The organism is Streptomyces sp. NPDC002004, from assembly GCF_053593975.1.
In genome coordinates, this window is the sequence record NZ_JBSFDP010000003.1 from 509,525 (window position 1) to 516,964 (window position 7,440).

A 7,440-nucleotide genomic window follows, 5' to 3' on the forward strand; every position below is an offset into this window, starting at 1 on the left:
CGAATGTGTGCATCTATCACGGTACGCCGTGCGGGACGCACCTGTTTCCGGTCAGCCTTCGCCGTCCGACTCCCGGGAGGACGCCTCGGCCGCCTTCGCGGCTGCGCTCCCCGGACGCTTGCGGGCCACCCAGCCCTCGATATTCCGCTGCTGGCCACGGGCCACGGCGAGCGCGCCGGGCGGCACGTCCTTCGTGATCACCGAGCCCGCGGCGGTGTAGGCGCCGTCCCCGACGGTGACAGGCGCCACAAACATGTTGTCCGAACCGGTCTTGCAGTGGGAACCCACCGTCGTGTGGTGCTTCTCCTGGCCGTCGTAGTTCACGAAGACGCTCGCCGCACCGATGTTGGTGTACTCGCCGATCGTCGCGTCGCCCACGTACGACAGGTGCGGCACCTTGGTGCCCTCGCCGATCGTCGCGTTCTTCATCTCCACGTACGTGCCGGCCTTCGCCTTCGGGCCGAGCTTGGTGCCCGGGCGCAGATAGGCGTACGGGCCGACGTTCGCCCCGGGGCCCACCTCGGCGCCGTCGGCGACCGTGTTGTCCAGGCGCGCGCCCGCGCCCACCAGGGTGTCCTTCAGGCGCGTGTTGGGGCCGACCTCCGCGCCCTCGGCCAGGTGCGTGCCGCCCAGCAGCTGGGTGCCCGGGTGCACCACGGCGTCCTGCTCGAAGGTGACCGTCACATCGACGAAGGTCGTCGCGGGGTCCACGACCGTCACACCGGCGAGCATCGCGCGCTCCAGCAGACGGTCGTTGAGGGAGCGGCGCGCCTCGGCCAGCTGGACGCGGTTGTTGATGCCCGCGATCTCGCGGTGGTCGGCGGCGACGGACGCCCCCACCCGGTGGCCGGCCTCGCGCAGGATCCCGAGCACGTCCGTCAGGTACTCCTCGCCCTGGCTGTTGTCCGTGCGCACCTTGCCGAGCGCCTCCGCGAGCAGCCGGCCGTCGAAGGCGAACACACCGGAGTTGATCTCGCGGATGGCGCGCTGCGACTCGGTGGCGTCCTTGTGCTCGACGATCGCGGTGACCGCGCCGGACGCGCCGTCGCGCACGATGCGGCCGTAGCCGGTGGCGTCCGGGACCTCGGCGGTGAGCACCGTCACGGCGTTGCCGTCGGCGGCGTGGGTCCCGGCGAGGCGGCGGAGCGTTTCGCCGGTGAGCAGCGGGGTGTCGCCGCAGACCACGACGACGGTGCCGTCGACGGCCGTCTCGCCCAGCTCCTCCAGGCCCATGCGCACGGCGTGGCCGGTGCCGTTCTGCTCGTGCTGCACGGCGGTGCGCACGGCGGGGTCGACGGCGGCGAGGTGTTCGGTGACCTTCTCGCGTGCGTGGCCCACGACGACGACGAGCTGCTGCGGGTTCAACTCCCGGGCCGCGGCGAGCACGTGCCCGACGAGGGAGCGGCCGCAGATGTCGTGCAGGACCTTCGGTGTGGCCGACTTCATACGGGTGCCCTCACCCGCTGCGAGCACGACGACGGCTGCCGGCGGGGTGTCCCCTGAACGAGCGAGGCCGAGATCTTGGGAAAGGTTGGCGCTCACGGGTATGCCCTTCGGCTTCGATGCTTCGGGAGGTGGACATCCGCAGGATACCGGGGCGTAGTGGGGCGGAAATGACCGCGGGTCCCGACCGCTGCGGTCAGGACCCGGAGAACGCCCGATGAACACCTGGTGAAAGAGGCTCCGCTGCCAGGACTCGAACCTGGACAAGGGGCACCAAAAACCCCCGTGCTGCCGATTACACCACAGCGGATAGCAGAAATCGCCAAACCGGACAGCCGATCAAGGCTGCGGACTTGGCCGCCTCCACTATGCCGTACCGGGCCCCTCCCTCGCGACGGTACGGCTCCCGCGACGCGCCTCCGAGAGCCCCGGCGACGCCCATTCGCATACAGGGAGTGTCCGCGCACTCACGCGAAACTCGCCGGAGGAGCGGCACCGCCCGCCCGTACGCTGGAGGGCATGACCACGACGGGGGAAGACCACAAGGCGGCCAGGACCGGGCCGTGGTGGTGGGAGCGGCGGCGCAGTGTCGTCCTGGACGCGGCACTGGCCCTGGTGTCCGCGATGGAGTGTGCGGCAGAGGGCATCCCGTTCGCGCGGGACGCGGGGATCCCGGTGGTCGTCGGCGTGCTGTTCGGGCTGGTCGCCGGCGCGGTGCTGCTGCTGCGGCGGCGCTGGCCGATCGCCGTCGTGCTCGTGTCGATCGCGGTGACCCCCGCCCAGATGGGCTTCGTGATGAGCCTCGTCGGCCTCTACACGCTCGCCGCGTCCGAGCTGCCCCGCCGCATCATCGCGGCGCTCGCCGGAATGTCGCTCGCCGGGACCCTCATCGTCACCTTCGTACGGGCGCAGCAGGGCATGACGGACGGCTCCCTGACCATCGGTGACTGGTTCGTGCCGTTCCTCGCGATCACCACCTCACTCGGTGTGACCGCACCCCCCGTCCTGCTCGGTCTGTACGTGGGCGCGCGCCGCCGCCTCATGGAGAGCCTGCGCGAGCGCGCGGACAGCCTGGAGCGGGAGTTGCAGCTGCTCGCCGAGCGCGCCGAGGAACGCGCCGAGTGGGCACGCGGCGAGGAACGCACCCGGATCGCCCGCGAGATGCACGACGTGGTCGCGCACCGCGTCAGCCTGATGGTGGTGCACGCCGCCGCCCTCCAGGCCGTCGCCCGCAAGGACCCCGAGAAGGCCGTCAAGAACGCCGCGCTCGTCGGCGACATGGGGCGCCAGGCGCTCACGGAGCTGCGCGAGATGCTCGGTGTGCTGCGCGCGGGCGAGGCCCTCGCCCCGGCGTCGGAGCCCGGCCCGCTGGCCGCGGCCGGCTTCGCCGCGGCGGCCGCGGCGTCCCGCGCCACCGCCGACACCGGACAGGACGGCCCCTGCCTCGCGGAGCTCGACGAGCTGGTCGACCAGTCCCGGGCGGCCGGCATGACCGTCCATCTGACGGTCGACGGCGATCCCCGCGACTACGTCCGCGAGGTCGAACAGACCGCTTACCGGGTGGTCCAGGAGGCCCTGACCAACGTCCACAAGCACGCGGCGGGCGCGAAGGCGTACGTACGGCTGGCCCACCGGGTGTCGGAGATCGCGATGCAGGTCGAGAACGACCCGCCGCCGAAGGCCCCGCCGACCGACGCGCCGCGCCTGCCCAGCGGAGGGAACGGTCTGCTGGGGATGAAGGAGAGGGTCACGGGCCTCGGCGGGGTCTTCGTGTCGGGCCCGACCGACGCCGGAGGGTTCAGGGTGTCGGCGGTGATCCCTTTCCCGGCGGCCTGACCGCCGAGTGGGCCCCGCCGGCGTGACGGGACGACCCCGGACGGGCCGGGCCCGGCCCGCCGGATCCACGCTAAGGGCTGTCCCGCAATCCTCGGCGGGCGTGCGACGACAGCTACGGCACCTCGCCGCGTTGTCGGAACGTTCGCATACATCCAGTATGCGAACGTCCCTCCGCCTTGCGATGCACCGCATCTGACGCCGCACGCCGGTCCACCGTGGATTACGGGACAGCCCTTAGGTGATCGCGAGCCGGGTGGGCAGCGCCCCGGCGACCAGCGTCCCCAGCGCCTCGTCGATGTCGGCGCCCACGAACCAGTCCCCGCTGTGGTCCAGTGCGTAGACCCTCCCCTCGGCGTCGACCGCGAGCAGCGCCTGGTGCTCGCCCTCGCCGATGATCTCCTCCCCGAGCGGGGCGACCTCCGTGCCGAGTGCCCGGCCCAGGTCCCCCAGCGTCCGCGCCATGTGCAGGCCGCGCAGCGGATCGAGGTCCAGCATGGCCGGCGCGATCTGCCGCCCGGGACCGGAGGGCGCGATGCGGAGCCCGCCGAACTCGGCCCAGGCCTCGACGGCCGCCGGGAACACCTGGTGCCGGTGCCCCGCGGGCGTCACATGACCGCGCAGCGCGTCGGCCCAGTACTCGGCCTGCTTGATGTCCCACCGCCCCGGCTGCCATCCGGCCGAGCGCAACGCGGCGTCGACGGGCACGGGAAAACGGGTCGTGGAGGTGCGGTCGGGGTGCATCGGCCCTTCGTTCGGTCGTTCCGTAGGGAATCCATGCGGCGCGGCGCGGCTCGCTGCGGCGCGGCGGTCAGGCGCCGGCACCCTTCGCCGGGTCGACCACGTGGACGCCGAAGTGGTCGATGAGTGCGGTGCACGCGCGGCACGGCCGGGCGAAGGACCCGTGCAGCGGGTCGCCGTCCTCGCGGATGCGCCGGGCCGTGAGCTTGGCGTGCTTCAGGGCCCTGCGGGCCTCGCCGTTGTTCATCGGCCTGCGCCGGGCGCGCTTGCTTCGGGTGTCGTCGGCGGCCGTCAGATGGCGGGAGATGAGGATCACTTCGGCGCACCGCCCTGTGAACCGGTCGCGCTGGCCGCTGGTGAGCGTGTCGAGGAAGTCCTGCACCAGGGGGTGCAGCGCAGGCGGCTGGTCGCCGCGCGCGGCGGTGCCGGTGAGGGTCGTGCCGCGCACGGAGAGCGCTGCGGCGACGGTCGGCAGTATGCCGTCGCGGCGGTGCAGCAGCGCGGGGGCGTCCGGGGTCTCGGAGCTGCTCCAGCCGACGCGCGGATCTCCCCCGACACCGGTCCGTGCGCCGTCCGTCTGCGCGGTCTGCATGGCGGTGGTCCCCTCCCTGCCCGCGGTGGTGGCGCCCCCGTGGCCGCCCCAAGTGCGGGGACAGCCTGCCAAATGGGTCGCCTCGTACGGAAGCGGGGGCACTCCGACACGCGGGGGCTTCGGCGCACCGTCACGGCGGTGTGACGGCAGGTCACGGAACCGGAGCGCCGGTGACCGGTGTCTTCCTACCGCATAGGCTGTCTGTCGCCATCGCCAATATCCGCGAAGCGTCAACCGCAACCAACACTGCCGCAGGGGGCAACCGCCATGACGACAGGTCGGCTCGGGGTGGGGGGACCTCCCAGCCCTTCAGGCGGGGGAACGGTCGCGCCGCCGAACGCGGCCTACGCCGGGCAGGTCGTGCAGTTCCCGGACCCGGTACGTGCCGCCCGGCACCCCAGAGGGGTGCGGATGGACGAGCACGGCTATCCGGATTTCTCGCCCTATGCGCGTGCCGCCGCCGAGATCGCGGACCCTCCGGAGGGATTCGGCGTCGACGAACTCCGTTTGACCGACTACGTGTCGGCGAACGCGGCGCTGGCCGCCGAGGGCCACGAGCTGTGGGACACGATTCCGGCGGTGGCGACGCCGCACGGCTGGACCTGGCACCACGTGCCCGGTTCGCGCCGGCTGGAGCTTGTCCCCGTCGAGGTGAAGGCCCTGTTGCGCCACCACGGCGGACTGGCGACCACGGCGGTCGACCAGAACAAGCGGGGTACGCGGCCGCTCCAGGAGACGCGGCCCGTGCACTTCGGGCTTCCCAAGTCCTCGGTCGCGGTGACCGAGGAGCAGATCCAGAACGTCGAGGAGGACCTCGGCTACCGGCTGCCCGGCCCCTACCGCTCGTTCCTGAAGGCGGCCGGCGGCTGCGCCCCCGTGGGGGCCGCGCTGGACGCCGAGTTGGGGCTGCTCGTCGACCAGCCCTTCTTCACGGTGCGCGACGAGGCGGCGGTCAACGACCTGGTCTACGTCAACAAGTGTCTGCGCGACCATCTGACCAAGGACTACCTGGGCGTGGGCTTCGTGCAGGGCGGACTGCTGGCCGTGAAGGTCAAGGGCGACCGGATCGGCTCGGTGTGGTTCTGCGCGTACGACGACGCCCGGGACACGGCCGGCTGGTCGGCGAACGAGCGTGTGGAGCGGCTGCTGCTGCCCTGCGGTGACGACTTCGACGTGTTCCTGGCACGGCTCGCGGGCAACCCCCCGGAGCTGGAGACCGTGGCGAACCTGATGGTGGACGGCGGCTTCGCGCGTGCCGTTCCCGCAACGGCGGGGGAGTGAGCGTCCGATGGTGACCTTCGCGCAGGCGCAGGAGCGCGCGGAAGAGTGGATCAACGGTGATGTGCCGGCGTACCAGCACCGGGAGGTGCGGGTGCGCGAGTTCGACCTGGGCTTCGTCGTCTGGGCGGAGGACCGTGAGGACGGCCCCCGTTCGGACGGCGGCCGCCAGCGGCTGGTCATCGCCCGGGACAGCGGGGAGGCCACGCTGTGGCCTGGGCTGCCCGTGGGCGAGGTGATCCGCCGTTACGAGGAGGAGTACGGAGTGCCCGACGAGGCTCCGGAGCCGGTGGCGCCGCAGCCGGAGCGGATCGACCTGAACCAGACGTCGTTCCTGCTCAGTCCGCCGGAGTGGCTGCAGGAGGCCGCGGACAAAATCGGTATCCCGGACCAGCGCGGGGCGCGCGGCACGGACGGCGGCGAGCCCGGCGGCAACGGAGGGGGCGGCCCGGTCGCCGCTCCCGGCCCCGCTGTTGCTCCTGCTCCCGCGGCCGAGGCCAACTCGCCGCTGCCGCAGGCCGGTTCGCCGGGCCCGGGTGTCTCCGCCGGTCCCGCGGGTCCCGGAGCTCCGGGCGGGGGGACGCCCTGGCCCGCCGCGACCGGTGCGGCGGAGCCCGGGCGGGAGCCGACCGCGCAGGACGGCGTGCCGGCGACGACGCCCGGGGTGCCCGCGGGGGCCACGCCGTGGGCCGGGACCGACACCAACGGCGACTCCGGGGAGGACCGTTCCGTACCGCTGCCGGCGACCGTGTTCGCGCCGCCGGTGAACCCCGACGGGCCCGCCCCGCCGCCGGCGGCCTCCTCGGACGCCAAGACCGCGTTGATCTCGGGCGGCAGCCAACTGCCCCGTACGAAGCTGGCGCCCGCGCTGGACACGCCGGAGGCCGGCGCCTACGGGTACCCGCAGGGTGCCCCGGTGCCGGGCGCGCCCGGCACCGGGGCACCCGCTGCTCCTGCCGCTCCCGGCGTACCCGGAGCCCCCGCCGGCCCGGGCGCCGCCGCACCCGGTGCACCGGCCCCCGTTGGTCCGGCCGCCCCCGACGGGCCTGTCGCTCCGGGCGCCCCCGGCCCCGACGCGGCGGGCGGCATCGCCGACGCGGCGACCAGCAAGGCACCCGCACCGCCGCGGCGGCGCGAGCCGTCCGCCACTCCGCCGCCCCCGGCGCCGCCCGGAGTTCCCGGCGGGAACCCGCCCGCTTCCGGTCCCGGTGCGCCCGGGACCCCGGCAGGCGGATATGTGCCGACCCAACTCGTCTCGCAGATCGGTCCGGACGGCCCCGTGCCGCCCGGCGCCCCGCAGCCGCCCGGTGCTCCGGGTACGCCGCCGGGTGGGGTGCACCATGCCGCGACGATGCTGGCCGATCCGCATCAGGGTGGTCCGGGTATGCCCCCGCCGCCGCAGGTGCCGGGTGGTCCCGGTGGTCCGGGTGCTCCGCAGCCGCCCGGTGCTCCGGGTGTTCCGGGTACGCCGCCGGGTGGGGTGCACCATGCCGCGACGATGCTGGCCGATCCGCATCAGGGTGGTCCGGGTATGCCCCCGCCGCCGCAGGTGC

Annotated in this window: 5 protein-coding genes, 1 tRNA gene and 1 pseudogene; 3 read left to right on the forward strand and 4 right to left on the reverse strand. The window is 73.6% G+C overall.

Translation table 11 applies throughout. The annotated features are described in order from the left end of the window. Positions 1 to 51 precede the first annotated feature (51 nt). Both glmU and ACWCP6_RS08285 read right to left on the reverse strand, forming a co-directional pair. Positions 52 to 1,542, reverse strand: a complete 1,491-nt coding sequence (glmU, locus tag ACWCP6_RS08280; protein ID WP_450931561.1) for a bifunctional UDP-N-acetylglucosamine diphosphorylase/glucosamine-1-phosphate N-acetyltransferase GlmU — start codon at positions 1,540 to 1,542, stop codon at positions 52 to 54. A gap of 139 nt (positions 1,543 to 1,681) precedes the next feature. Continuing rightward, a tRNA-Gln gene (locus tag ACWCP6_RS08285) sits at positions 1,682 to 1,753 on the reverse strand. A gap of 209 nt (positions 1,754 to 1,962) precedes the next feature. Between ACWCP6_RS08285 and ACWCP6_RS08290 the strand changes: the two genes are divergently transcribed. Continuing rightward, positions 1,963 to 3,279 carry a sensor histidine kinase gene (locus ACWCP6_RS08290; RefSeq protein ID WP_450931562.1) on the forward strand — a complete coding sequence of 439 codons (1,317 nt, stop codon included), beginning with the start codon at positions 1,963 to 1,965 and terminating at the stop codon, positions 3,277 to 3,279. A 234-nt stretch (positions 3,280 to 3,513) separates the two neighbouring features. Here ACWCP6_RS08290 and ACWCP6_RS08295 read toward each other — a convergent pair whose 3' ends face one another. Both ACWCP6_RS08295 and ACWCP6_RS08300 read right to left on the reverse strand, forming a co-directional pair. Next, on the reverse strand, positions 3,514 to 4,020 hold the full coding sequence (locus ACWCP6_RS08295) for an SUKH-3 domain-containing protein (RefSeq protein ID WP_450931563.1): 507 nt from the start codon (positions 4,018 to 4,020) through the stop codon (positions 3,514 to 3,516). A gap of 67 nt (positions 4,021 to 4,087) precedes the next feature. Continuing rightward, complete coding sequence (locus ACWCP6_RS08300) at positions 4,088 to 4,609, reverse strand: YwqJ-related putative deaminase (protein WP_450931564.1); 522 nt, start codon at positions 4,607 to 4,609, stop codon at positions 4,088 to 4,090. A gap of 267 nt (positions 4,610 to 4,876) precedes the next feature. Between ACWCP6_RS08300 and ACWCP6_RS08305 the strand changes: the two genes are divergently transcribed. Together ACWCP6_RS08305 and ACWCP6_RS08310 are read left to right on the forward strand one after the other, a co-directional pair. After that, complete coding sequence (locus ACWCP6_RS08305; RefSeq protein WP_450931565.1) at positions 4,877 to 5,890, forward strand: SMI1/KNR4 family protein; 1,014 nt, start codon at positions 4,877 to 4,879, stop codon at positions 5,888 to 5,890. Between the two features lie 7 nt (positions 5,891 to 5,897). Then, a pseudogene (locus ACWCP6_RS08310) lies at positions 5,898 to 7,440 on the forward strand (SUKH-4 family immunity protein); the annotation flags it as partial.